At 62.9% G+C, this 22,861-nt stretch carries 23 protein-coding genes; 17 read left to right on the top strand and 6 right to left on the bottom strand.

Annotated features, from left to right (window positions below; translation table 11 throughout):
- The first annotated feature begins 2 nt into the window (after positions 1-2).
- A complete protein-coding gene (locus MHY87_RS13710; RefSeq protein ID WP_239352506.1) occupies positions 3-605 on the top strand; it encodes a hypothetical protein in 603 nt (200 codons plus the stop codon).
- A gap of 47 nt (positions 606-652) precedes the next feature.
- Here the strand turns inward: MHY87_RS13710 and MHY87_RS13705 are convergent, their stop codons facing one another.
- Positions 653-1,570 carry an OmpA family protein gene (locus MHY87_RS13705; protein WP_239352505.1) on the bottom strand — a complete coding sequence of 306 codons (918 nt, stop codon included), beginning with the start codon at positions 1,568-1,570 and terminating at the stop codon, positions 653-655.
- 137 nt (positions 1,571-1,707) lie between these two features.
- On the opposite strand from MHY87_RS13705, the gene MHY87_RS13700 reads away from it, so the two are divergent.
- The 5 genes from MHY87_RS13700 (at position 1,708) to MHY87_RS13680 (ending at position 7,264) form a co-directional block, all read left to right on the top strand.
- A complete protein-coding gene (locus MHY87_RS13700; RefSeq protein WP_239352504.1) occupies positions 1,708-2,358 on the top strand; it encodes a hypothetical protein in 651 nt (216 codons plus the stop codon).
- Positions 2,359-2,643: 285 nt separating this feature from the next.
- Positions 2,644-3,375 carry a DNA repair protein RecO gene (recO, locus tag MHY87_RS13695; RefSeq protein WP_239352503.1) on the top strand — a complete coding sequence of 244 codons (732 nt, stop codon included), beginning with the start codon at positions 2,644-2,646 and terminating at the stop codon, positions 3,373-3,375.
- Between the two features lie 67 nt (positions 3,376-3,442).
- On the top strand, positions 3,443-5,689 hold the full coding sequence (gene parC / locus MHY87_RS13690; protein ID WP_239352502.1) for a DNA topoisomerase IV subunit A: 2,247 nt from the start codon (positions 3,443-3,445) through the stop codon (positions 5,687-5,689).
- 2 nt (positions 5,690-5,691) lie between these two features.
- On the top strand, positions 5,692-6,303 hold the full coding sequence (locus MHY87_RS13685) for a glutathione S-transferase family protein (protein WP_239352501.1): 612 nt from the start codon (positions 5,692-5,694) through the stop codon (positions 6,301-6,303).
- Between the two features lie 259 nt (positions 6,304-6,562).
- A complete protein-coding gene (locus MHY87_RS13680; RefSeq protein ID WP_239352499.1) occupies positions 6,563-7,264 on the top strand; it encodes a hypothetical protein in 702 nt (233 codons plus the stop codon).
- Between the two features lie 86 nt (positions 7,265-7,350).
- Here the strand turns inward: MHY87_RS13680 and MHY87_RS13675 are convergent, their stop codons facing one another.
- The 5 genes from MHY87_RS13675 to hemB form a co-directional block, all read right to left on the bottom strand.
- Complete coding sequence (locus MHY87_RS13675; RefSeq protein ID WP_239352497.1) at positions 7,351-8,097, bottom strand: arginyltransferase; 747 nt, start codon at positions 8,095-8,097, stop codon at positions 7,351-7,353.
- Between the two features lie 103 nt (positions 8,098-8,200).
- The gene (locus MHY87_RS13670) at positions 8,201-8,686 is read right to left on the bottom strand and encodes an RDD family protein (RefSeq protein WP_239352495.1); all 486 of its coding nucleotides are present in this window, start codon (positions 8,684-8,686) and stop codon (positions 8,201-8,203) included.
- A 12-nt stretch (positions 8,687-8,698) separates the two neighbouring features.
- A complete protein-coding gene (locus tag MHY87_RS13665) occupies positions 8,699-9,940 on the bottom strand; it encodes a threonine ammonia-lyase (RefSeq protein ID WP_239352493.1) in 1,242 nt (413 codons plus the stop codon).
- 28 nt (positions 9,941-9,968) lie between these two features.
- Complete coding sequence (locus MHY87_RS13660; protein WP_239352491.1) at positions 9,969-11,327, bottom strand: branched-chain amino acid ABC transporter permease; 1,359 nt, start codon at positions 11,325-11,327, stop codon at positions 9,969-9,971.
- A gap of 19 nt (positions 11,328-11,346) precedes the next feature.
- Positions 11,347-12,387 carry a porphobilinogen synthase gene (gene hemB / locus MHY87_RS13655; protein WP_239352489.1) on the bottom strand — a complete coding sequence of 347 codons (1,041 nt, stop codon included), beginning with the start codon at positions 12,385-12,387 and terminating at the stop codon, positions 11,347-11,349.
- Between the two features lie 193 nt (positions 12,388-12,580).
- Between hemB and MHY87_RS13650 the strand changes: the two genes are divergently transcribed.
- The 11 genes from MHY87_RS13650 to MHY87_RS13600 all read left to right on the top strand — a co-directional run bounded on the left by MHY87_RS13650 (position 12,581) and on the right by MHY87_RS13600 (position 22,708).
- A complete protein-coding gene (locus MHY87_RS13650; protein ID WP_239352488.1) occupies positions 12,581-13,633 on the top strand; it encodes an enoyl-CoA hydratase/isomerase family protein in 1,053 nt (350 codons plus the stop codon).
- A complete protein-coding gene (locus MHY87_RS13645; RefSeq protein WP_239352487.1) occupies positions 13,633-14,091 on the top strand; it encodes a DUF6163 family protein in 459 nt (152 codons plus the stop codon). Before MHY87_RS13650 ends, MHY87_RS13645 begins: the two co-directional genes overlap by 1 nt.
- A gap of 285 nt (positions 14,092-14,376) precedes the next feature.
- Positions 14,377-15,636, top strand: coding sequence for a murein L,D-transpeptidase (locus MHY87_RS13640; protein WP_239352486.1), 1,260 nt, complete (start codon positions 14,377-14,379; stop codon positions 15,634-15,636).
- A gap of 173 nt (positions 15,637-15,809) precedes the next feature.
- Complete coding sequence (glyA, locus tag MHY87_RS13635) at positions 15,810-17,111, top strand: serine hydroxymethyltransferase (RefSeq protein ID WP_239352485.1); 1,302 nt, start codon at positions 15,810-15,812, stop codon at positions 17,109-17,111.
- Positions 17,112-17,126: 15 nt separating this feature from the next.
- Positions 17,127-17,627, top strand: coding sequence for a transcriptional regulator NrdR (nrdR, locus tag MHY87_RS13630; RefSeq protein WP_239352484.1), 501 nt, complete (start codon positions 17,127-17,129; stop codon positions 17,625-17,627).
- Positions 17,624-18,739, top strand: a complete 1,116-nt coding sequence (gene ribD / locus MHY87_RS13625) for a bifunctional diaminohydroxyphosphoribosylaminopyrimidine deaminase/5-amino-6-(5-phosphoribosylamino)uracil reductase RibD (RefSeq protein ID WP_255726600.1) — start codon at positions 17,624-17,626, stop codon at positions 18,737-18,739. The genes nrdR and ribD overlap by 4 nt, the downstream gene beginning before the upstream one ends.
- Entirely contained in the window at positions 18,739-19,374 is a 636-nt protein-coding gene (locus MHY87_RS13620) for a riboflavin synthase (RefSeq protein WP_239352482.1), read from the top strand. The genes ribD and MHY87_RS13620 overlap by 1 nt, the downstream gene beginning before the upstream one ends.
- A gap of 171 nt (positions 19,375-19,545) precedes the next feature.
- On the top strand, positions 19,546-20,034 hold the full coding sequence (gene ribH / locus MHY87_RS13615) for a 6,7-dimethyl-8-ribityllumazine synthase (RefSeq protein ID WP_239352728.1): 489 nt from the start codon (positions 19,546-19,548) through the stop codon (positions 20,032-20,034).
- 2 nt (positions 20,035-20,036) lie between these two features.
- Positions 20,037-20,519, top strand: coding sequence for a transcription antitermination factor NusB (gene nusB, locus MHY87_RS13610; protein WP_239352481.1), 483 nt, complete (start codon positions 20,037-20,039; stop codon positions 20,517-20,519).
- A 28-nt stretch (positions 20,520-20,547) separates the two neighbouring features.
- Positions 20,548-21,534, top strand: a complete 987-nt coding sequence (gene thiL, locus MHY87_RS13605; protein ID WP_239352479.1) for a thiamine-phosphate kinase — start codon at positions 20,548-20,550, stop codon at positions 21,532-21,534.
- Positions 21,509-22,708, top strand: coding sequence for an MFS transporter (locus MHY87_RS13600; RefSeq protein ID WP_239352477.1), 1,200 nt, complete (start codon positions 21,509-21,511; stop codon positions 22,706-22,708). The genes thiL and MHY87_RS13600 overlap by 26 nt, the downstream gene beginning before the upstream one ends.
- The last annotated feature ends 153 nt before the right edge of the window (positions 22,709-22,861 follow it).

The raw sequence follows: 22,861 nt of genomic DNA, 5'->3' as shown, positions 1-22,861 counted from the left end.
GTATGCGGCTTCGGCTTTGGACGTTCCTCGGGTTTACAGGTTCGGTGTTGCTTGTGCCTCTTGCTGCAATGGGTAAGGAGCGGACCTCTTCGTCTGCAATCCCGGCCGGGGCCGATTTCTGCTTCCTGCGCAAGTACGATGGAGAGCATCTACGCAGCAGGCCGCATCAGCTTGTCACCTCCATTCAATTGATGGGGAGGAACGCTTGGAAAACAGGGTCGAGCGATAATGTCTACGCAACACTCCTCGTCAGCTTCCGCGATACTCCCAAGCGGTTGACCGCTCATGGCTCGTGCTTCCTTGAGGAGGTAAGCCGTACACCTTCTCTCTTGTGCGGTTTCACGCCTTACCCAACACAGTTTGCAGACGTGCTTCAGCAAACCCTCTATGTGAGAGAAGCGACTTCTGGTCAGATCGAACTGCAGGCAGCTGCTGATTGGCGCGTTATTCGCGAAGACAAGGATCCTGATGAGCCCTACGGGAAAGTCTCGACAGATGACGAAATTTTCATTCTGAAGGCGCAACCGATCTCAGATTGCGAATTCCCTAAGGGCTTCTGGTCTAAGAACGGTCCGACACGGAAATTTCTAGGCACTTTGCCGTAAGGCAAACGATAACGCCGCGAGGAGAAAACTCCCCTCGCGGCTTTGTTTTATTGCTGGTTCTGCCCCTGCAGCAGTGGGGTGATGCGGCGGAGCGTAACGCGGCGGTTTTCCGCTTCCGGGCCTTGCGAGTTCACCTTCAGGTATTGCTCGCCGTAGCCCTGCGTCGTCAGGTTTTCGGCGGGGATCTGGAACTGCTGCGTAAGAATCGTTGCGATGGTTTCCGCGCGACGGTCGGAGAGCGTAAGATTGTCCTCGTCCGAGCCGACCGCATCCGTGTGACCTTCCACCAGGAAGATCTCATTCGGATTGCGGGAGATCGCCTGACGCAGGCCATCTGCGATCAGGCGCAGGGAGCCCACCTGATCGGGCGGCAGCTCCCAAGAACCGAACTCGAACCTGATCGTGTCCACATCGACGCGGCGCATGCGCTCCCTCAGAGGCTGGGAGCGGCGGATTTCGTCGAGGGTATAGGCGCGTGCCACACGCTCCACCGGCGGCGCGGTGAAGGCTTCGACGATGTCGTCCTCCGTCGCACGTTCCGTCTCGACGATGTATTCCTCGCGCGGAATGCGCACGACCGGCGGCGGAAGGCGCAATACTTCCTCTTCTACATAGCCATAGCCAGGGCGCACCCCGATGCCGCTGCGGCGGTTCTCGATCAGCACCACCTCACGGCCCGCGGGCTCGCGGCGCACGCGGCGGATGAGGTTGCCGTATTCGTCGCGCACGGAAACGATCTCCGAACCGTCCGGGCGGCGGACGATGGTGACTTCCTCGCCGGGACCACGGCGCTCCACGCGCACTTCGTCCGCACCATAGATTCGGCGGAAGCGTTCCGATTCATCATGGCGGATGATGACGTTATTGCCTTCACGGATGATCGTGCGGCTGCCCGGCTCCTCGATGATGACACGATCGCCTTCCCGACGCTCACGCCGTTGGCTGCGCAGATCGTCGATCCGCACGCGTGATGCGTCCAGTGGCTGTGTCGTGCTCGGCGCAGCCTGCTGGGGCGCAGCCGGTGCCGAAGCGGGGGGAGGCGTCGGCTGGGCACGCGGTGCCGGAGCAGTTTGCGCCGGCGTAGGTGCACTTGGAGCAGGCTGTGCGCTGGGTGCCGGAGCGGTGGGTGCGGGAGCGCTCTGCGGCGGCTGGGCTGCCGGAGGTGCGGGAGGCGTTCTGGGCTGCTCCTGTGCCGGACGCTGCGCATCGCTCGGGCGCGGCGCGGCAGGTGCAGTTCTCTGCGGGGCGGGTGCAGGCGGCGTTGCAGGTTGCGCCGCCGGGGGTGCCGCAGGGCGGGCGGGCGCATCGGGAGCCTGCTGGCGCGGACGCTCTGCCGGGCGTTGATCGCGCTCCTGAACATTGGGGCGCTGAGGCCGCTCTCGCTCTTGAGCGTCGGGGCGTGCGGGACGCGCAGGGGTCTCCTGAGATTGAGGTCGTTGTGCGGGAGTTTGACTTGGCTGTGCTGGAGCAGGCGGCGCGGCGCGCTCCGTCGGTTGGCGCTGTTCCTGACGCTGTTCCGGAGCCGGACGCGGGGCTGCGGGTGCTTCTCGCTCAGGGCTCGGGCGAGGCGCCGCGCGTGGGGCTTCCGGTCCGCCACCCTGTTCACCGCCACCGCGTTGGGGACGTTGACCGCCTTCGCCGCCTCCGGGGCGGCCTTGACGGCGCTGCTGACCGGGAGCGCCTTCTTCATCCTGTCCGCCAGGCCTCTGTCGCGCCCTTGGGGGCTGCTCAGGTTCTGCTTGGGCCAAGGTGATGGGGGCAGGCGTCTGTGGCTGGAGCGCGGAGGCGTTCGCCGACAGCATCATCAGGGGAATGGCAGTGCTTGCAAGAAATAGGTTGGTAATTTTCATGACTCTCGGTTCACATAGACACACTAAGCTGTTCGTGAATACGAGGCCGCTCCATTGGTTCCATTTTTCAGGTAGTTCAGGGCTTGGAAATATCTTAACAATTTGGCCCGATGCTGTTGGAAAATATGGCAAAAAGTCCTCTCGATGCTTACATCAGGACGACAGCCCTTTGAGAGCAACCACACCCGATGCAATGGACCGATGAAGGCGTCGTTCTCGGCGTTCGCAAACATGGCGAGACGAGCGTCATCCTCGAATTGATGACGCGCGAGCACGGTCGCCATTCGGGCCTCATCCATGGCGGCCGCTCCAAGACGTTGCAGGCGGTGCTTCAGCCGGGGAATACGGTGCAGGCCACTTGGCGGGCCCGGCTCGACGAGCATCTCGGAAACTTCCAGGTCGAGGGTTTGAACCTAAGGGCCTCGCGGCTGATGGGTTCGTCCATGGCGCTCTATGGTCTGGCCGCCCTGGCGAACCTCCTCCGCTTCGTGCCGGAGCGAGACCCGCATTTTGCCCTCTACGAAACCTTGACCGTTCTGGTGGACCACCTGGACGATCCGGACCTCGCGCCTGCGCTCTTTGTGCGTTTCGAGCTGGCGATGCTGGCTGAACTCGGTTTCGGCCTCGATCTCACCTCCTGCGCCGCCACCGGCAGCGAGCGGGACCTCATCTACGTGTCGCCTCGGAGCGGGCGGGCTGTCAGCGCTTCAGCGGGCGAGCCTTACAAGGACCGCCTCCTGAAGCTCCCCGGCTTCCTGATCGGCCAGACCCGGGCCAACCGGCCTAGCGAGAGCGAGATCAAGGCGGGGTTTGCACTCACGGACTTCTTCCTGCATCAGAACGTCTTCGATCCACAGGGGCAGAAGGCTCCGGCGGAGCGGGCGCGTTTCGTCGCACTGGCGACAGCTGGGGACGAATGAGGTTTGTTTCTGTTATGTTCTTATTTCAAGTGATAAAGAAGCGATTCGGTATTGAGGAATTCAGGTAATGGGTAAGCCGGTCAATCCACCGTCTGGCGGCGAGATCGAGAACATCAATCTCAAGGACGCCTTGGAAGAGCGCTATCTCGCATATGCGCTTTCCACGATCATGCACCGGGCGCTGCCGGACGCGCGAGACGGGTTGAAGCCCGTCCACCGTCGCATCCTGCACGCCATGCGTCTGTTGAAGCTCGACCCCAAGTCGGCTCCAAAGAAATGCGCCCGCATCGTCGGCGACGTGATGGGTCAGTATCATCCGCACGGCGATCAATCGATCTATGATGCGCTGGTGCGCATGGCGCAGGATTTCGCGCAGCGTTATCCGCTGGCGGACGGGCAGGGCAACTTCGGCAACATCGATGGCGATGGCGCCGCCGCCATGCGTTACACCGAGGCGAAGCTGACAGAAGTCGCGCGCCTGCTGCTGGAAGGCATCGACGAGGATTCCGTCGATTTCCGCGAGACCTACGATCAGGCGAACGAGGAGCCGGTGGTGCTGCCCGCCGCGTTCCCGAACCTGCTCGCCAACGGCTCGCAGGGCATCGCGGTCGGCATGGCGACCTCCATTCCGCCGCACAATGCCGCCGAGCTATGCGATGCCGCGCTGCACCTGATCTCGAAGCCGAACGCCTCGACAGAACAGCTGATGCAGTTCGTGCAGGGCCCCGATCTTCCGACCGGCGGCATCATCGTCGACACGCCTGCTTCCATGGCCGAGACCTACAGCACGGGCCGCGGCTCCTTCCGCGTGCGTGCGCGCTGGAACAAGGAAGATCTCGGGCGCGGCAACTGGCAAATCGTCGTCACCGAAATTCCGTATTCCGTGCCGAAATCCCGCCTGATCGAGAAGATCGCGGAGCTTCTGCAGGACAAGAAGCTGCCGCTGCTCGCGGACGTTCGCGATGAATCGGCGGAGGACATCCGCGTGGTTCTGGAGCCGCGCGCGAAGACGGTCGATCCGATCATCCTCATGGAGTCGCTCTTCAAGCTCACCGAGCTGGAGAGCCGCATTCCGATGAACGTGAACGTACTCGCCGGCGGCAAGGTGCCGAAGGTGCTGAGCCTCGCCGAGTGCCTGCGCGAATGGCTCGACCATCGCCGCGAGGTGCTGATCCGCCGTTCCAAGTTCCGCCTGTCGGCCATCGACAAGCGCTTGGAGATCTTGGGCGGCCTGCTCATCGTCTATCTCGACCTCGATAAGGTGATCAAAATCATCCGCGAGGAGGACGAGCCGAAGCAGGAGCTGATGCGCGTCTTCAAGCTCACCGAGGTCCAGGCCAACGCCATTCTTGACACGCGCCTGCGCTCGCTTCGCAAGCTCGAAGAGATGGAGCTGAAGCGCGAACAGAAGAACCTGCAGGACGAGAAGGCGACAATCGAGGAGCTGCTCGATTCCGAGAAGATCCAGTGGAAGACGGTTGCCAGTGAGATCAAGGAGGTCCGCAAGACCTTCGGTCCCGACACGGCCCTCGGCAAGCGCCGCACCACCTTCGATCAGGCGCCGGACACCTCCGACATCGACTTCGCGGAGGCCATGATCGAGCGCGAGCCGATCACGGTGATCGTCTCCGAGAAGGGCTGGGTCCGCGCCATGAAGGGACATCAGGAGGATTTGTCCTCCCTGCAGTTTCGTGGCGACGACAAGCTTAAAGCAGCGTTCTTCGCCGAGACCACGTCCAAGATCATCGTGGCGGCGACGAACGGGCGCTTCTTCACCCTCGATGCCTCGAAGCTTCCCGGCGGTCGCGGCTTCGGCGATCCGATCCGTCTCATGGTTGATCTTGAAGAGGGCGCTGACTTCATCGCGGCCTTCCCGTTCAAGGCCGGCGCGAAGCTCCTCGTGGTTTCCGCCGACGGACGCGGCTTCATCGTGCCCACCGACGAGATCGTCGCCAACACCCGCAAGGGCAAGCAGATCCTCAATCTCGATGCCCCTGCCACTATGGTCGTCAGCACCGATGCGGCGGGCGATCACGTCGCGATCATCGGCGAGAACCGCAAGCTCCTGATCTTCCCCGTGAAGCAGGTGCCGGAGATGACCCGCGGCAAGGGCGTGCGCCTCCAGCGCTACAAGGATGGCGGTGTCTCCGACGCCAAGATCTTCACGCTGAAGGAAGGCCTGACCTGGAAGGATACCTCTGGTCGTACCTGGACGGTGGAGAAGGAAGACCTGCGCGACTGGCTGGGGGATCGCACGGAGGCAGGACGTCTGCCGCCGAAGGGCTTCCCGAAGTCGAACAAGTTCGGGGAATAAAAATGCCGAGCCTCGTGCTCTACGGGAACAGGGAGTCGGGTCACTCCTACAAGGTAAGACTGGCTCTCACGCTTCTAGAATTAGAGCACGAGTATCGCCCCATCGATCTCACGATCGAACGCAACAACAGGCCTCCCGATTTTCGGGAGGTCAGCCGTTTCGGCGAGGTGCCGGTTCTCGTCACGAATGGCGAGGCGCTCGTTCAGTCGAACGCGATCCTCATGCATCTCGCGCGAACCACCGGGCAGTTACGCGGCGAGTGTGATCCCGACCGCACGATGGAGTGGATGTTCTGGGAAGCGAACCGGATCACCTTCTCCATCTCCAACCTCCGCTTCGCACGACGCTTCACGCGTAATACGCCGCCCGACGTGATTGCCTGGCTCGAAGCACGCGCCCGTGCCGATCTCGATCGGCTCGATGAGGAATTTCGCGGCAAGGATACATTCCTGCTCGGCTCGACGATCTCCATCGCCGATATCGCCTGCTGTAGTTATCTCTTCTGGCCTGAGCAGGCGGGTCTCGACTACAGCCAATGGCCCCACGTGACCGCATGGCTCAACCGTATCCGCGCCGTGCCGGGCTGGACGCATCCTTATGTGTTGATGGGATAGCCGTGCGATGGGAGGCCAAGCGGGGTTGTCGCGCCCGCTGCAGGCAAATGGGCGATCACTTAGGTGAGGTCTGTCCCGTCGGTCCCCACGTCCATGCAACCTCAGGGCGTGCATGGACGCGGGGGCGCTCAGGCTTGAGTTGTTGTCATCTCAAAGCAACAAGCATGTCGTTGGGGTTCGTGATAAAAATGTTACATTATCTCGTACGCCCTTGTGCAACATGGCAGCCAGTTTGGTTTTCTTCTCGGAACGAATCTCAATGAAAAAAATTCTGCTCTCCTCCGTCGCTCTGCTGGGCCTGACCTCCGTTGCCATGGCTGCCGATCTGCCGAACCGTTCAGTTGCTCCGGTCATGCCGGTTGTCGAGAACACCCTCTCGGGCTTCTTCATCACCCCGCAGATCAGCACGCTCGGTATTGGCGTCGAAGCCGGTTACCGCTGGGACATGTTCGCTCTGCGCGCAGGCGTGAACTACTACTCGCTGTCGCGTGATTTCACCGCTGGCGGCATCCGCTATCAGGGTGACGGCACGCTCCTGTCCGTGGGCCTGATGGCCGACATCTTCCCGTTCAGCAACGGCTTCTTCCTGAGCGGCGGTCTGCGCCTCAATGGCAACAACGTTGAGGTTCAGGCGAACCCCATGGGCCCCGTGACCATCGGCAACGACGTTTACACGCCGGCTCAGATCGGCCAGCTCAACGGCAAGGTCGATTTCAACGAAGTGGCTCCTTACCTCGGCCTCGGCTGGCGCGGTCCGGTCTTCGGCTCGAAGAATGTCATCCTGTCCGTTGAGGCAGGCGCGATGTTCCAGGGTGATGCCAACACGAGCCTCACCTGCACCGGTCCGGCCTGCTCCATGATCGGCGCTGACCTCGACGCCGAGCGTCGTGACATCGAGAACAAGCTCGATGATCTCGATATCTTCCCGGTGGTGTCCATCGGCCTCGGCGTGCGCTTCTAAAAGCGATCAAGCCACCTTTAGGTGTCTTCATGCGAAGGCCCGGCGTTTTGCCGGGCCTTTCGTTTTTGCGCGTCGATGAATGAGATTTATCCCACGCGGACCCATCCGTGAGCGCCCAGGCGCTCCTGGGGCGTGAAACGGGCCTTGTAGCCCATCTTCTTCGAGCCCTCGACCCAGTAGCCGAGATAGAGATAAGGCAGGCCCATCGCCTTCGCGCGGCGGATGTGATCGAGTATCATATAAGTGCCGAGGCTTCTGGCATGCTGCTCCGGATCGAAGAAGGAATAGACCATCGACAGCCCGTCGCTCATCACGTCCATCAGGCTGACGGCGATGAGGTCGCCTTCGCCCCTCCCGGTGATGCCGCTGTCGATGCCGCGGCGGCGATACTCGATCAGCAGCGTGTCCACGTGGCTGTCCTCAACCATCATGGAGTAGTCCAGGACCGACATATCTGCCATGCCGCCATCGGCGTGGCGCGCATCCACGTAACGGCGGAAGAGCGCGTACTGCTCGGAAGTAGGACGGTTCGGAAGCTCATTGCCGATCAGATCGGTATTGGTCTTCAAAACGCGCTTCAGGTTTTCCGAAGGTTTGAACTCGTCGGCAAGGACGCGCACGGACACGCAGGCGCGGCAGGTGTCGCAGGCGGGCCGGTAGGCAATCGTCTGGGAGCGGCGGAAGCCGCCTTGGGTGAGAATCTCGTTCAGCTCGCGTCCGCGCCGTCCGATGATATGCGTGAAGACTTTCCGCTCTTCCTTGCCCGGCAGATAGGGGCATGCGGAGGGCGAAGTGAGGTAGAACTGCGGTGCGTCGCGGGAGTGACTCGTCAAGCCGGAAAGCCTTGTGGAGAAACCTTGAGCGCTGAATCAACGCTCAAGGATAACATTGGTGCCCGCTCCGTCCAGGGAAAGAGTGACGGATGTCGCAGCCTCGTCAGTCCGCGCGCACGACCATCATACCCGTGAGCAGGTCGCGGATGAAGCGTCCGTCGTTGCGGAAGAAACCAACGAGCACATCGCAGGCCCAGAGCAGGAAGGTCGAGATCGCGACGTAGAAGAACAGCGCGTGCACGGCGGCTGACAGCATGGAGGCGCCCCGGCCCGTGGACGGATCGATGACGCGAAGCCCCATGGTGCGCATGCCGACGGTCGCCTGGCTGCTGCCGCCGATGGTCACCGCGTTGTAGACGATGAAGATCAGCGCGGTCAGCGGCAGGGCGAAGAACAGGCCCCAGCCGAGGCCGAGGGTGATGAGCCCCAAGAAGAAGATGCCGATGGAGATCAGCACGACCCAAAGCGCGATCACCAGGAGGTCGATGAGATAGGCCCAGAACCGGCGGGCGATGACGCCTTCCGTCATGCGGGCATCGACCGGATAGGTGTTGTAGTCGATGGTCGGCGGGTAGGGCCGGTTGACCATGGTCTCAAATCCTCAATAGGCGGTCTCGGACATACCGCGGGAATCGATCCGCTGCGGCGCGAGCCCCTCCGCCTTCAGGGCGTCGAACACCTCCAATGTATGTACTCTGTCGCGGGTTTCGATAGTGATGTCGATGGAAACGCCTTTGGCGGGCACGTCGAGGAAGAGACGGCCGTGGGAAACTTCGAGAATATTGGCCCCAAGACTGCCTAGAAGGGTCGCCACGCGGCCCAGGAGTCCAGGCCTGTCGTGAGAGGTGATGCGGAAGGAGGCGATGCGGTCGTCGCGTTCGAGCTCTCGCACCATGACGGAGGCGAGGATGCGGGCGTCGATATTGCCGCCGCAGAGCACCAATCCCACTCGCTTGCCCTCGAAGCGCATCGGCTCGGCGAGCATGGCAGCGAGCCCGGCAGCGCCCGCGCCCTCGGCCATGGTCCGCTGCAGGGTGGCATAGGCGTTGACCGCGCGCTCGATCAGCGGCTCCTCGACCGCGATGATGTCGGACACGAGATCGCGCACGATAGGAAGTGGCAGCTGGCCCACGGTCTTCACCGCGATGCCCTCGGCCAAAGTCGCGCCACCGATGGGCCGGTCCTCGCCTTTGATGGCATTGGTGAAGGACGGATAGAGCGCGGCCTCCACACCGATAATTTCGATTGAAGGTTTCAGAGCTTTCGCGGCAATTGTGATACCGGAGATCAGGCCGCCGCCGCCGATGGGCACGAGGATTTGATCGAGATCGGGAGCATCCGCCAGCATTTCCATAGCGATGGTGCCCTGGCCCGCCATGACCTTCGGGTCGTCGTAAGGGTGGACGAAGACGAGACCCTCGGCTTCGGCGATCTCCCGCGCCTTGGCTGCGGATTCGTAAAGGGTCTCGCCGAACAGCACCACGCGTGCGCCATAGGAGCGGGTGTTCTCGGCCTTTACCAGGGGGGCGCTTTCCGGCATCACGATGACGGCAGGAATGCCGAGGCGACGCGCATGATAGGCCACGGCCTGCGCATGATTGCCCGCCGACATGGCGATCACGCCACGCTGCCGCTCCTCGGGCGTCAGGCTCTCCAGCTTGTTCACCGCGCCGCGCTCCTTGAAGGAGCCGGTGGGCTGCATGTTCTCGTGCTTCACGCAGACAGTGGCGCCGGTGATCTGGGACAGGCGCGGCGCAGGCACGAGGGGCGTGCGCAGCACCTGACCATGGATGGTGCTGGCTGCGCGTTCCACGTCCTGAAGAGTGATGGCATAATCGGCCACGGGTTCCTCCGGTATTCTTATATAGCCCTTAAACGGGTCTTGGCGTCGTCTCTTGAAATCCCAGCAATCCGCCGGGCCTAAAGATCAGAAACACGACGAGCGCGGCATAGAGCGCCACGTCCCGCCCTTCGATCGGTAGATAAGCCGACCAGATGGTCTCGAACAACCCAATAATGAAACCTCCTAACAGGGCGCCGGGCACGGAGCCGATGCCGCCGATGATCGCGCCGATCAGCGCCTTGAGGCCATATTGGAAACCTCCTGCAAAACCCAAGCCCCCATATTGAACGACGATCAGCATGCCCGAGAGACCCGCCATGGCGCCTGCCAGCGCGAGGGTTTGGATGAGAAGACGAGGGCCGTTGACGCCCATCAGGGCCGCCGCACGCGCATCGTCGGCGCAGGCCCGCCACGCACGCCCGAAATCCGTTGCCTTCATCAACCACAGGAGGCCCAAAGCAGCGATCAGGCCGATGCTCGCCGTTATCAGGCTGATCGGCGTGAGGCTGACCACGAAATCATCGGAGCGCGCGAGAGGCCATGTCTCAGCCCAGATCGGCGGCAGCCAGATCGTCACGGGGCTTTGCACGAGGCGCAAGTATTCCATCAGGGCGAGCGACAGCCCGACCGTTGCGATGAGGCTCGGTTGGGAACTAGCGGTGGTGATGCGGCTGATGGTGAAGTAGCCGCCGACGGCACTGTGCATCGCACCGGCAAACAGCGCGCCAGCGAGCCCTGCCGCGATGCCGAGAAGCGGGGCGTCCAAGCCTGAAGCCAAGACGACAGCCGTTCCCGCAATCGTCGCCGCCGAACCTACGGCTGCAAGCTCACCGAAGGCGAGGTTGACCCGTCCGCTCAGGCCGAACACCAGGGCGAAGGAAACGGAAAGAAGGGCATAGATCGCCGTGCGCGGTAGGCTGACCAGGATCTGCTGCAGCCAATAGGCGACGGCGGAGGGAAGCTCGATGTCCGCCGCCGCGTGGGAGGGGCTGCCGGGATCGGCCGCCACCCCTTCTGGCGTTTCGAGATAGTAGTGCTTGAGCATGTAGAGGCTGGCGCCCGAGACCGGCCCTTCCTCGGTGGCAAGGCCCGTCAATTCCGCCTTATTGAGCGAAAGGCCCTCGGCGGCGAAGGTGCAGATAATGGTGCGGTCGAGCGGCGGACGATCCGGATTTTGCGCCGTGTAGAGCACCTTCAGGCTGCGGGGAGCAGGCCCGTCCTGGATGCGCTGGACGGTGATCGCGGCACCGGGATTGAGCGCGGGAAGGGTGGATCGGCACACCCGCGCCTGATCCGCATCGATGGACAAGCCGCATGCCGCAAGAAAGAACAGGCCCACAAGACAGGCGATCCGTCGCCATGTCTTCAGAAGGCCTGTCCTCTTCATATGCGGGCTTGAGCGGTGGTCAGGCTTGAGCCTTCAGCTTTTCCGCCACACGCGGCGCGAAATAGGTGAGGATACCGTCGGCTCCGGCGCGCTTGAAGGCGAGCAGGCTTTCCATCATGGCGCGGTCTCCGTCGATCCAGCCGTTCTGAGAGGCGGCCTGGATCATCGCATATTCACCGGAGACCTGATAGGCGAAGGTCGGAACGGCGAAGGTCTCCTTCACCCGCTGCACGATATCGAGATAGGGCATCCCCGGCTTGACCATGATCATGTCCGCGCCTTCCTTGAGATCGAGGGCGACCTCACGCAAGGCTTCGTCCGTGTTGGCGGGGTCCATCTGGTACGTGCGCTTGTCGCCGACGAGGGTTGCATTGGTGCCGATGGCGTCGCGGAACGGGCCGTAGAACGCGGATGCATATTTCGCCGCGTAAGCCATGATCTGCACGTCGAGGAAGCCGGCCGCATCGAGCGCCTCGCGGATCGCGGCCACGCGCCCGTCCATCATGTCGGACGGGGCGATGACGTCTGAGCCCGCTTCTGCTTGCAGCACGGCCTGCTTGGCGAGCAGCGCCACGGTCTCGTCGTTGAGAATGCGCTCGCCATCCATGACGCCGTCATGGCCGTGGCTGGTATAGGGATCGAGGGCGATGTCGGTGATCACGCCAATCTGCGGCACCGCTCGCTTGATCTCGCGCACCGCCCGGTTGACGAGGTTGCGCGGGTTGAGGGACTCCGAACCAGTCGGGTCGCGAAGGGCAGGGTCGGTATAGGGAAAGAGAGCGATGGCGGGGATGTTCAGCAGGGCGGCGCGCTCGGCCTCCTTCACAACCTCGGCGATGGTCAGGCGCTCGACACCCGGCATGGAGGCGACCGGCTGGCGGCCACTTGCGCCTTCCACCACGAAGAGCGGCCAGATCAGGTCGTTCGTTGTCAGCACGTTCTCGCGCACCAGCCGCCTGGACCATTCCGCCTTGCGATTGCGTCGCGGGCGGTGGGACAGGTTGAGAGAAGAAACGGCTTCTTGTGCTGCGGGGCGGGGGAACGGCGACAGTTTCGACATGATCCTCATCCGGCACCGGCTTCGATGCGCCAGCGCGTGGGAGACGGTTAGCACATTTAAATCGCTCTAAAAAAGGGTCCGAGGTCGCATCCGGGGCATTCCCGAGGGAAAACGGGCTCAGGGCAGCCATGCATTGACGGTAATCGTGTGCCTGCTTAATCCGGAAAACAGGCACAGCTAAGGGAAGCGCCCCATGGACGAGACCGCGGAAGTCATTTGCGAGAAACAGGGTGAGGCTGGAATCATCACCCTCAACCGTCCGCGCGCCCTCAATGCCTTGACGCTGACTATGGTGCGCGAGATGCGCCGGGCTCTCGGCGCCTGGGCACGCGACCCTGCAGTGACCCGCATCGTCGTGCAGGGCGCGGGCGAGAAGGCCTTCTGCGCCGGAGGCGACATCCGCCGCCTCACCGAACTCCTTCAAGCTGGAGAGCGCGATGAGGCACTCGCGTTCTGGCGCGAGGAGTACCAGCTCAACATTGCCATCAAGCGCTATCCTAAACCCTATATCTCCCTCATCGACGGCATCGTCATGGGCGGCGGCGTCGGCGTGTCTCTGCACGGGTCGCACCGGGTCGCGGGTGAGCGCTACCTGTTTGCCATGCCGGAAGTCGGCATCGGCTTCTTCCCCGATGTGGGCGCAACCTATGCCCTGCCGCGACTACCGGGTTCATTCGGTATGTATCTCGCGCTCACCGGCGAACGGGTGAAGCAGGCTGACGCCCTCATGCTTGGCCTTGCGACCCACGCCGTGAAAAGCGAGGCCGTCGAGGCGCTGCGCCAAGACTTGATTGCCGGTGTGCCGGTGGAGGAAGCGCTTGCGAAGGCTGCAAGCGATCCAGGTCCGGCGCCGCTCACCGAACATCGGGCCTTGATCGATGCCTGTTTCTCCGCCGAGAGCGTGGCAGCCGTGCTTCAGCGCCTTGATGAAGCGGCAAGCAGGGGCTCGGACTTCGCCGCCAAGACGGCGGCGGGCATGCGCACGAAGTCGCCCATGAGCATGAGTATCGCCTTCGAGCAGGTCCGCCGTGGCGCCTCCCTCGATTTCGAGGAGGCCATGAAGACCGAGTTCCGCATCGTCTCGCGGATCGGCGAGGACAAGGACTTCTTCGAAGGCGTGCGCGCCGTTCTGATCGACAAGGACAACCAGCCACGCTGGAACCCGGCATCGCTCGATGCCGTCACCCGTGAGGCCATCGACCGTCATTTCGCGAGCCTCGGGCCGCAGGAACTGGAGATCGCCTGATGGCGCGCAACGTCAATAACGGCACGCCGCATGAGGCCCCGCGGGATTATCTCTCCGACCGGATCGAGGAACGCCCGCCAGCCCCCGCCGCCATGCGCTGGAGCTTTATCCTCACCTGGTTCATGCGGGTGCTGGCGCTCATCTGGATCATGAAGGGCCTGAGTTCGTGGGCCGTGATCCTCGGCATCTGGACGCCGGTTGGGCAGTTCGAGGCCCGTTCCACCGGGTATCAGGCCACGATCATCTATTTCGCTCTGATCGACCTCATCGCCGCCGTAGGCCTCTGGATGGCGAGTACCTGGGGCGGAATCATGTGGCTGCTCGCCGTCATGAGCCACCTGATTCTCGCGGCTTTCTTCCCGGGTATCGTCTCCAGCGGAATCCTGACGATCCTGTTCTTCCTGACCTTGATCGCGGTCTATATCGCCGTGTCCTGGCTGGCGGCTCAGGAAGAGTAAGCTAAGCCTATAAAATATAGGATTTTGCACGCGGAGCGATCTTGCTATGCCCCGCGCAGCTCAGCCATGCGCTTAAGGCCAAGCTCCTCACGGATAAGTGTATCCTTGGGAACACAGTTCAGCGTTACATCGTGGATAGAGCCGGTTTCGGAGACCGAAGACGTAATCGAGGAACATTTTGCCATAAAACGGCCCCGATGTTCTTCGTTTTCGATACCCTTCGTTAATCCAATCCCGGCAGTTTCCGAAGCCGACCCACAACTAACTGAAGAAGAGCCTGCGCTCATGCTGTCCCGCCGTGCCCTCCTGACCGGATCGCTTGCCCTTGTCCTGACACCCGCCACCATGGCCATGGCTCAGACCCAGGCCGAGTGGTCGCAGAATTACGAGGCTGTGTCCCGCACCCGCGTGCAGCGGACCTCGACCCCTATGCTCTCGGCCGAGTCTCTCGCCGCGACTGAGCGGATGATCGAGTACTACCGCAACATCGCCGCTCGTGGCGGCTGGGGAATGGTGCAGGGCGTCCAAGGCCTGCGCGTGGGCTCCAAGAGCCCCGCCGTCGGCGCCCTGCGCCAACGCCTCATCATTACGGGCGACCTCGACCAGAATGCCGGCGAGTCCCCGATCTTCGACTCCTATGTCGAGGCCGCTGTCCGCCGCTTCCAGGCTCGCCATGGCATCAGCTCCACCGGCACCGTGACGTCCCCGACCGTGGCCGCCATGAACGTGCCGGTCGACATCCGCATCCGTCAGCTCGAAATCAATGTGGCGCGCCTGCGTAGCCTTGTCGGCGGCGGGCTTCCCAACCGCTATGCGGTCGCCAACATCCCCGCCGCTCTCGTGGAGACGGTGGAGGGTGGCATGGTCCATACCCGCCACGCCGCCGGCGTGGGCAAGGCCGACCGCCAGTCGCCCCTGCTGAACTCGAAGATCGTCGAGGTCAACTTCAATCCGTTCTGGACGGCTCCAGCCTCGGTGGTGAAGAAGGACCTCATCCCCAAGATGCAGAAGGAGCCGAACTACCTGACCGAGAACCGCATCCGCATCTTCAATGGTGCTGGTCAGGAGGTCCCCTCCAGCCAGATCAATTGGTTCTCGGACGAGGCGACCCGCTATCGCTTCCGTCAGGATCCGGGCGGCGAACTGAACTCCATGGGGTTCGTGCGCATCAACATCCCGAACCAGCATGGCGTGTACATGCACGACACGCCCTCCAAGGGCATCTTCGGCGACGATTTCCGCTTCGTCTCCTCGGGATGCATCCGCATCCAGAACGTGCGCGACTACATTGAGTGGCTTCTGAAGGATACGCCCGGCTGGAGCCGCGAGCAGATCGACGCTACCTTCAAGTCCGGCGAGCGCATCGATGCCCGTCTGGCGACTGCGGTTCCGATTCACTGGATCTACATGACCGCCTGGGCGACCCCGGACGGCCTCGTGCAGTTCCGCGACGACATCTACAACAAGGACGGTCTCGGCGCCTCCATCCCGGTGGCCAGCCGCACCCCGACCGAGCCGGACGAGGAAATGTTCCTCCAGAACTAAGGCCTCAGGCCTAACCCATGACAGCCCGCCCATCCGGCGGGCTGTTGCTTTTCAAAAGCCGGGCAGGGATGCCTTAGCCGGGTTGGCGGGTTCCATCGGCCCATGGTAAAGGCCTGTCAGTTCAAGAACGAGCAGCCGGTGGGACCCCGGCTCACAGCAAGGCGAGAACGATCATGAGTGCGAGCGAAGCAAGAAATCACCTCTCCAACAGCTTTTTCTCGGCCAGCCTTGCCGACAGCGATCCCGAGATCGCCCGCGCCATCGGGCTCGAGCTCGGCCGCCAGCGCGACGAGATCGAGCTGATCGCCTCGGAGAACATCGTCTCCCGCGCCGTTCTGGAAGCCCAAGGCTCGGTGATGACCAACAAGTATGCGGAGGGCTATCCGGGCCGCCGCTACTATGGCGGCTGCCAGTTCGTTGACATCGCCGAGGAACTCGCCATCGACCGCGCCAAGCGCCTGTTCGACTGCAAGTTCGCCAACGTCCAGCCCAACTCCGGCTCCCAGGCCAACCAGGCCGTGTTCATGGCTCTCATGAAGCCGGGCGACACCTTCATGGGCCTCGACCTCGCCTGCGGCGGCCACCTGACCCACGGCTCCCCGGTCAACATGTCCGGCAAGTGGTTCAACGTGGTGAGCTACAAGGTCCGCGAGAGCGATCAGATCATCGACATGGATGAGGTGGCGGAACTCGCCCGCACCCATAAGCCGAAGGTGATCGTGGCCGGCGGCTCGGCCTATTCCCGCTTTTGGGATTTCGCACGCTTCCGCGAGATCGCGGATGAGGTCGGCGCGTTCTTCATGGTCGACATCGCTCACTTCGCCGGTCTCGTGGCAGGCGGCGCGCATCCATCGCCGTTCCCCCATGCCCATGTGGTCACCACCACCACCCACAAGACTCTGCGCGGACCGCGCGGCGGCATGATCCTCACCAATGACGAGGACATCGCCAAGAAGGTCAATTCCGCGATCTTCCCAGGCCTCCAGGGCGGCCCGCTCATGCACGTGATCGCCGCGAAGGCTGTAGCCTTCGGTGAAGCCCTGCGCCCTGAGTTCAAGCTTTATGCCCGCTCGGTTGTCGAGAACGCCAAGGTGCTGGCCGACACGATGCTTGCGAACGGCTATGCCATCGTTGCCGGCGGCACGGACAACCATCTGATGCTGGTGGACCTGCGTCCGAAGAAGCTCACCGGCAAGGCCGCTGAGGCAGCTTTGGGCCGTGCGCACATCACCTGCAACAAGAACGGCGTTCCCTTCGATCCTGAGAAGCCGATGGTCACGTCCGGCGTCCGTCTCGGCACTCCCGCCGCCACTTCGCGCGGCTTCGGCGTCGCCGAGTTCAAGAAGGTCGGCGAGCTGATCGTCGAGGCTCTCGATGGTCTCGCCAAGAACGGCGAAGAGGGCAATGCCGCGACGGAGGAATCGGTGAAGACCCGCGTCCACGAGTTGACCCGCCGCTTCCCGATCTACGCTTAACATTCGGACTGACCGATGCGCTGTCCCTATTGCGGGAGTCTCGACACCCAGGTGAAGGACTCCCGGCCGACGGACGATTCCTCTTCCATCCGCCGCCGCCGCATCTGCCCGGATTGCGGCGGACGGTTCACGACCTTCGAGCGCGTGCAGCTGCGCGAGCTGACTGTGGTGAAGCGTTCTGGACGACGCGTGCCGTTCGACCGCGACAAGCTCCAGCAATCGGTGGACGTGGCCTTGCGCAAGCGCTCGGTCGATCCTGAGCGCGTGGAGCGCATGATCAACGGTATCGTGCGCCAGCTGGAGAGCATGGGCGAAGGCGATGTGCCGAGCGAAACCGTGGGAGAACTCGTCATGGAAGGCCTGAAAGGCCTCGACGATGTCGCCTATGTGCGCTTCGCCTCCGTCTACAAAAATTTCCGCGAGGCCAAGGACTTCGAGGAGATCCTTGAGAAGTTGGCGGAAGAGCCGGAAGAGCCTCCTCGCCTGAAGAAGAAGCCCGCGCAGTCCGAGCAATGAGCGACGCCCGAACACAGCGGGATGAGCATTTCATGCGCCTCGCCATTGCCCTCGGCGAGCGCAATCTCGGGCTCACATGGCCCAATCCATCCGTCGGCTCTGTCATCGTGGATGAAAGCGGCGATGCTCCCGTCATCATCGCGCAGGGTGCGACCCAGCCAGGCGGTCGTCCGCATGCGGAGCGCGTTGCGCTCGCCGCTGCAGGAGACCGTGCGAAAGGCGCAACGCTCTATGTCTCGCTGGAGCCATGCTCACACCACGGCAAGACGCCGCCCTGCGCAGATGCCGTAGTTGAAGCCGGGCTCGCCCGCGTCGTTTCCGCGATTGAGGATCCGGACAAGCGTGTTGCCGGTCTTGGCCATGAGCGCGTGCGTTCTGCGGGTATCGAAGTTGTTGCGGGATGCCTGCGGCCTCTCGCTCGTCGTGCTCATCGCGGACATATCACCCGCGTCACGGAAGGCCGCCCCGCAATCACCGTGAAACTCGCCCGGACGACCGAAGGTCTGGCGGGATCGCGACAAGGTCCGCGCCTGATGATCACGAGAGAGATCGCAAACGCCAAAGTGCACCTGATGCGCGCACATGCTGACGCGATCATGGTCGGCGTCGGCACGGTACTGGTGGACGATCCGTTGCTGAACGTGCGCCTGCCGGGGCTCGAGAGCTGCTCGCCTATCCGCATCGTCATCGACACGCATCTGCGCACGCCGCCGGGCGCTCGCATCGTGACAGGCGCGCGAGAAATCCCGACCTGGATCGTCACGAGCGTCGGCGCGCCCATTGAAGCCGAGCATGCGCTCGTCGCCCAAGGCGTCGAGGTGCTGCGCGTCTCTGCGGACGAGGCTGGTCATGTATCCTTGCCTGAGGCCCTTCAGCTTCTCGGTATGCGTGGCCTGACGCGCATCTTCTGCGAGGGCGGCCCCGGTCTGGCGGATGCGTTGGCGCAAGCCGATCTGATCGATGAGCTGATCCTCGTCACCGGTCGTTCAGCGCGCGGGCAGGGCGATGTGCCTGCTCTCAGCTTCGCGCTGCAGGATCGCATGGACGAACTCAACCTTTATGCCGACGAGCAGGTCGGTCCCGATCTTTTCATGTTTTGGGAGAAACCCTGATGTTCACGGGTATCGTCACCGATGTCGGCGAGGTCGTCTCGGCAGAAGGCGCGCAGGGAACCTTGAAGCGCCTGCGCATCAACGCGTCCTACGATCCCGCGACGATTGCGCTCGGCGCATCCATCGCCTGCGGAGGTCCGTGCCTCACGGTGGTGGCGGTCGAGCCGCGAGAGGGCGGCTGCTGGTTCGATGTGGATGCTGCCGCCGAAACCCTGGAACGCACCACGGTCGGCGAGTGGAGGACGGGTACGAAGATCAACCTGGAGCGCTCGCTCAAGATCGGCGATGAACTCGGCGGCCACATCGTCACCGGCCACGTGGACGGGCTTGCCACCATCCTAAAGGTCGAGGCGATCACAGCGGGCGATAACCCTTGGGGGCCAACGGCCCGCTTCACCATCAAGGCCCCGTCCAATCTGGCGGGCTTCATCGCCGAAAAGGGCTCCGTCTGCCTCGACGGCACGTCGCTCACCGTGAACTCGGTGGAGGGCGATCTCTTTACCGTGCTCATCATCCCGCACACGCTCGCCGTGACCACCTGGGGCGAGCGCAAAGACGGTGACAAGCTCAATATCGAGGTCGATCTCATGGCCCGCTACGCCGCACGCCTTGCGGACGCCCGCCGGGCGGGGTAGGGAACGGCCAACATTTTCCAGGATCCACTACGCAGCCCTCATCCTGAGGAGGCCGTCAGGCCGTCTCGAAAGACGAGGGCGCTTCCAGAGTTCTCTGGACCCTCCTTCGAGACGCCGCTTTGCGGCTCCTCAGGATGAGGGGTGACGATGACAAAGGTTTTAAGAAGCTCCATGCTCTCCCATTCCGCCAAGCCGCAAGGTTCCCGCCCGCCCGTTCCCGGCGCCCGCATCCTCGTCGTCGAGGCGCGGTTCTATGACGATATTGCAGACGAACTTCTGCGAGGCGTGCAAGGCGCGGTCGAAGCCGCCCAGGCGACCATGGAAGTGCTGACCCTCGACGGCGCTCTCGAAATCCCGGCCACCGTGGCGATTGCCCTCGATGCCGCCGCCAAGGCAGGCAAGCCCTACGACGCTGTCGTGGCGCTCGGCTGCGTGATCCGCGGCGAGACGGGACATTATGACATCGTGGCAGGCGAGAGCGCCCGTGCCCTCATGGACCTGTCGGTCGCCCGCAAGATCCCGCTCGCCAACGGCATCCTGACCGTGGAGAATGAGGAGCAGGCCTGGACCCGGGCTCGCGTGAATGAATTGAATAAGGGGGCGGGTGCGGTCGAAGCGGCGCTCGCTGTCCTGCGCATCAAGAACAAGCTGGAGGCCTGATCATGACGAAGCCTGCTGAGCGTTCCGCCGCTCGCCTTGCTGCCGTCCAGGCCCTCTATCAGATGGACCTCTCCGGCAAGACTGTCGTGGACGCTCTCGCCGAGTTTGAGGCCTTCTGGATCGGCCGCGAGGTCGAAGGAATCGAGTTCAAGCCGTCCGACATCGAGTTCTTCCGCAATGTGATCTCGGGCGTGGTGCAGAACCAACGCGCCATCGACGTGAAGATCGACAAGGCCCTGGACGAAGGCTGGCCGCTGCGCCGCGTCGAGGCTGTTCTGCGCGCCATCCTGCGCGCGGGCGGCTATGAGCTGATGTTCCGCAAGGACGTGCCTGCTCGCGTCGCCATCACCGAATACGTGGATGTGACCCACGGCTTCTACGGCGAGGACGAGCCCGGCCTCGTGAACGCCGTCCTCGATACGCTCGCCCGCGACGTTCGCCCCGGCGAGTTGGAAAAGAAGGCCGCCGGGCAGGCAAAGCGTTAAGGCTCCCGATGGCAGGGATGGTCAGGCCATGAGTTCCCAGCGCCTCACCGAAGACGGGCTCATCGCCCGTTTTTTCGCGCCGCTGGCGGGTGAGGGCGCTCTTGGCCTGAAGGACGACGCCGCTTCCTTTTCTCCGAAGTCCGGGCACGATCTCGTGCTGACGACCGACGCCCTGGTGGAGTCGGTTCATTTCCTGCCCGAAGATTCACCCGCCTCCATCGCCCGCAAGGCCCTAGGCGTGAACGTGTCGGATCTTGCCGCCAAGGGCGCCGATCCCGCAGGTTTTCTCTTGAGCCTCGCGCTTCCCGAAGGCTGGACGGAAGAATGGCTTGCGAAGTTTGCCGAAGGGCTCGGAGAGGCCGCGCGCGATTTTACCTGTCCGCTGCTTGGCGGCGATACGGTGAAGGCGAGGGGCGCTCTCACGCTTTCGGTGACGGCCATCGGTGAAGTGCCTCCCGGGCGCATGGTCCGGCGCACGAATGCTCAGGCCGGTGATGTGATTTGCGTGAGCGGCACCATCGGCGATGCGGCCTTGGGCTTGAAGCTGCGTAAGGATCCCGCTTGGGCCAATAGCTTATCCCCCGATGAAAAGGCACATCTCGACGACCGCTATCTCCATCCGCAGCCGCGACATCGGCTGGCGCGCGCTGTCCGAGAGCATGCCCATGCGGCCATGGATGTGTCCGATGGGCTTGCGGGCGATCTTGCCAAGATGATGCGAGTGAGTGGCGTCTCCGCTGAGATCGATGCTGAGAAGGTGCCGTTTTCGTCCGCCGTGCAAGCGGCGATCGCGGCCGAACCTAGTCTCTACGACCTCGCCGTGACGGGCGGCGACGATTACGAAATTCTTTGCACCGTGCCGGAAAATCAGCTCGACAGCCTGCTGAAACAGGCCGATAGCGTGGGCATCATGATGTCCGCCATAGGCCGAGTCGTTCAAGGGAATGAGATCCCGGTCTTTCGGATGAAGAACTCTGAAAGACGCTACGATGCAGGTTCATACTCCCACTTCTGACGCACTCGCCAAGCGCAACGCCATCGTTCTGGCCGTTGCTATGGCACTCGGCGGATCGAGCCCCGCCATCGTGGTGTCTCTCGGCGGTCTTGTGGGTCAAAGTCTCGCCGACAACAAGGAACTCGCAACGCTTCCCGTCAGTCTGCTCAATCTGGGCTTGGCGATTGGTACCATTCCCGCGGCCATGCTCATGCGCAGGGCAGGGCGGCGCATCGGCTATGTGGTAGGCGCAGGCATTGGTCTCTTCGGCGGGTGCTTGGCTGCTTTCGGCATCGCGTCTTTCAGCTTCGTACTCTTCTGCCTCGGCACCCTGATCATTGGCATGTATGGCTCGTTCAACCAGAGCTATCGCTTCGCTGCCACCGATGCGGCCTCAGAATCCTTCAAGGCACGGGCGATCTCCTGGGTGATGACCGGCGGGCTTGCTGCTGGCGTGATAGGGCCGCAGACGGTGATCTGGCTGCGGGATGCCGCTCCAACCGCGCCCTTCGCTGGCGCTTTCCTCGGGCAGGCGGCCTTGGCTCTCATGTCCATGGCGGTCGTCTCGTTTCTGCGCCCCGTTCCGGTCAGTGCGGCTCCCAAATCGGGCGGCAGGCCTTTGAGCGAGATCGTAAAGCAACCCAGATTCATCGTGGCGGCCGTGGCGGGTCTGGTTTCCTATTCCCTCATGAGCTTCCTGATGACAGCTGCTCCCGTGGCCATGGTGGGCTGCGGCCTTCCCATCGAGGCGGCGGCGCTCGGCATTCAGTGGCACATCCTGGCCATGTTCGGCCCCAGCTTCTTCACTGGACGCCTGATCAGCCGCTTCGGCAAGGAGCGGGTCACGGCCGTGGGCTTGGTCCTTATTGCCATTTCGGCGGCTATAGGCCTGTCGGGTATCGAGATCGCCCATTTCTGGGCAACGCTCATTATCCTCGGCATCGGCTGGAACTTCGGCTTCATCGGCGCAACCGCCATGGTCACCGATTGCTACCGGCCCGAGGAGCGCACGAAAGTCCAGGCAGCCAACGATTTTCTGGTCTTCGGCTCCGTCGCCGTCGCGTCCTTCTCCTCAGGGAAACTCTTGAATGCGGGCGGCTGGGACACCGTGAACTGGATGGTCTTTCCACCGGTCGTGGTCGCACTACTTCTGCTGGCTTGGCAGTATAGGGCGCGAGCAGCAGTACCAGCATAAAGTCTTACAGGCTTCCTGTGATTTAAAAGCCAAGCATCGTTGCGAAGCGCCTTCTTTTTTGCCACCAAATATATACTTCGCGGGGGTGGAGGCCATTTCAAGGCCAAAATTCAGGCCTTGAGCACCGGCTTTCTGCTTTCCCATAACAAGGAT

The organism is Microvirga sp. ACRRW, assembly GCF_022346925.1.
Lineage (GTDB): Bacteria > Pseudomonadota > Alphaproteobacteria > Rhizobiales > Beijerinckiaceae > Microvirga.
The sequence above is the reverse complement of the archived record's forward strand: the minus strand, read 5'-3'. Positions and strand labels throughout refer to the sequence as shown.

What these genes read in the sequence shown, in the direction of transcription:
- ribH (WP_239352728.1), top strand. Translation starts at nt 19,546, where the DNA reads ATGCTCTCCCATTCCGCCAAGCCGCAAGGTTCCCGCCCGCCCGTTCCC.
- ribD (WP_255726600.1), top strand. Translation starts at nt 17,624, where the DNA reads ATGAGCGACGCCCGAACACAGCGGGATGAGCATTTCATGCGCCTCGCC.
- MHY87_RS13600 (WP_239352477.1), top strand. Translation starts at nt 21,509, where the DNA reads ATGCAGGTTCATACTCCCACTTCTGACGCACTCGCCAAGCGCAACGCC.
- MHY87_RS13670 (WP_239352495.1), bottom strand. Translation starts at nt 8,686, where the DNA reads ATGGTCAACCGGCCCTACCCGCCGACCATCGACTACAACACCTATCCG.
- glyA (WP_239352485.1), top strand. Translation starts at nt 15,810, where the DNA reads ATGAGTGCGAGCGAAGCAAGAAATCACCTCTCCAACAGCTTTTTCTCG.
- thiL (WP_239352479.1), top strand. Translation starts at nt 20,548, where the DNA reads ATGAGTTCCCAGCGCCTCACCGAAGACGGGCTCATCGCCCGTTTTTTC.
- MHY87_RS13680 (WP_239352499.1), top strand. Translation starts at nt 6,563, where the DNA reads ATGAAAAAAATTCTGCTCTCCTCCGTCGCTCTGCTGGGCCTGACCTCC.
- MHY87_RS13620 (WP_239352482.1), top strand. Translation starts at nt 18,739, where the DNA reads ATGTTCACGGGTATCGTCACCGATGTCGGCGAGGTCGTCTCGGCAGAA.
- MHY87_RS13645 (WP_239352487.1), top strand. Translation starts at nt 13,633, where the DNA reads ATGGCGCGCAACGTCAATAACGGCACGCCGCATGAGGCCCCGCGGGAT.
- MHY87_RS13660 (WP_239352491.1), bottom strand. Translation starts at nt 11,327, where the DNA reads ATGAAGAGGACAGGCCTTCTGAAGACATGGCGACGGATCGCCTGTCTT.
- MHY87_RS13685 (WP_239352501.1), top strand. Translation starts at nt 5,692, where the DNA reads ATGCCGAGCCTCGTGCTCTACGGGAACAGGGAGTCGGGTCACTCCTAC.
- parC (WP_239352502.1), top strand. Translation starts at nt 3,443, where the DNA reads ATGGGTAAGCCGGTCAATCCACCGTCTGGCGGCGAGATCGAGAACATC.
- hemB (WP_239352489.1), bottom strand. Translation starts at nt 12,387, where the DNA reads ATGTCGAAACTGTCGCCGTTCCCCCGCCCCGCAGCACAAGAAGCCGTT.
- MHY87_RS13640 (WP_239352486.1), top strand. Translation starts at nt 14,377, where the DNA reads ATGCTGTCCCGCCGTGCCCTCCTGACCGGATCGCTTGCCCTTGTCCTG.
- recO (WP_239352503.1), top strand. Translation starts at nt 2,644, where the DNA reads ATGCAATGGACCGATGAAGGCGTCGTTCTCGGCGTTCGCAAACATGGC.
- nrdR (WP_239352484.1), top strand. Translation starts at nt 17,127, where the DNA reads ATGCGCTGTCCCTATTGCGGGAGTCTCGACACCCAGGTGAAGGACTCC.
- MHY87_RS13710 (WP_239352506.1), top strand. Translation starts at nt 3, where the DNA reads ATGCGGCTTCGGCTTTGGACGTTCCTCGGGTTTACAGGTTCGGTGTTG.
- MHY87_RS13650 (WP_239352488.1), top strand. Translation starts at nt 12,581, where the DNA reads ATGGACGAGACCGCGGAAGTCATTTGCGAGAAACAGGGTGAGGCTGGA.
- nusB (WP_239352481.1), top strand. Translation starts at nt 20,037, where the DNA reads ATGACGAAGCCTGCTGAGCGTTCCGCCGCTCGCCTTGCTGCCGTCCAG.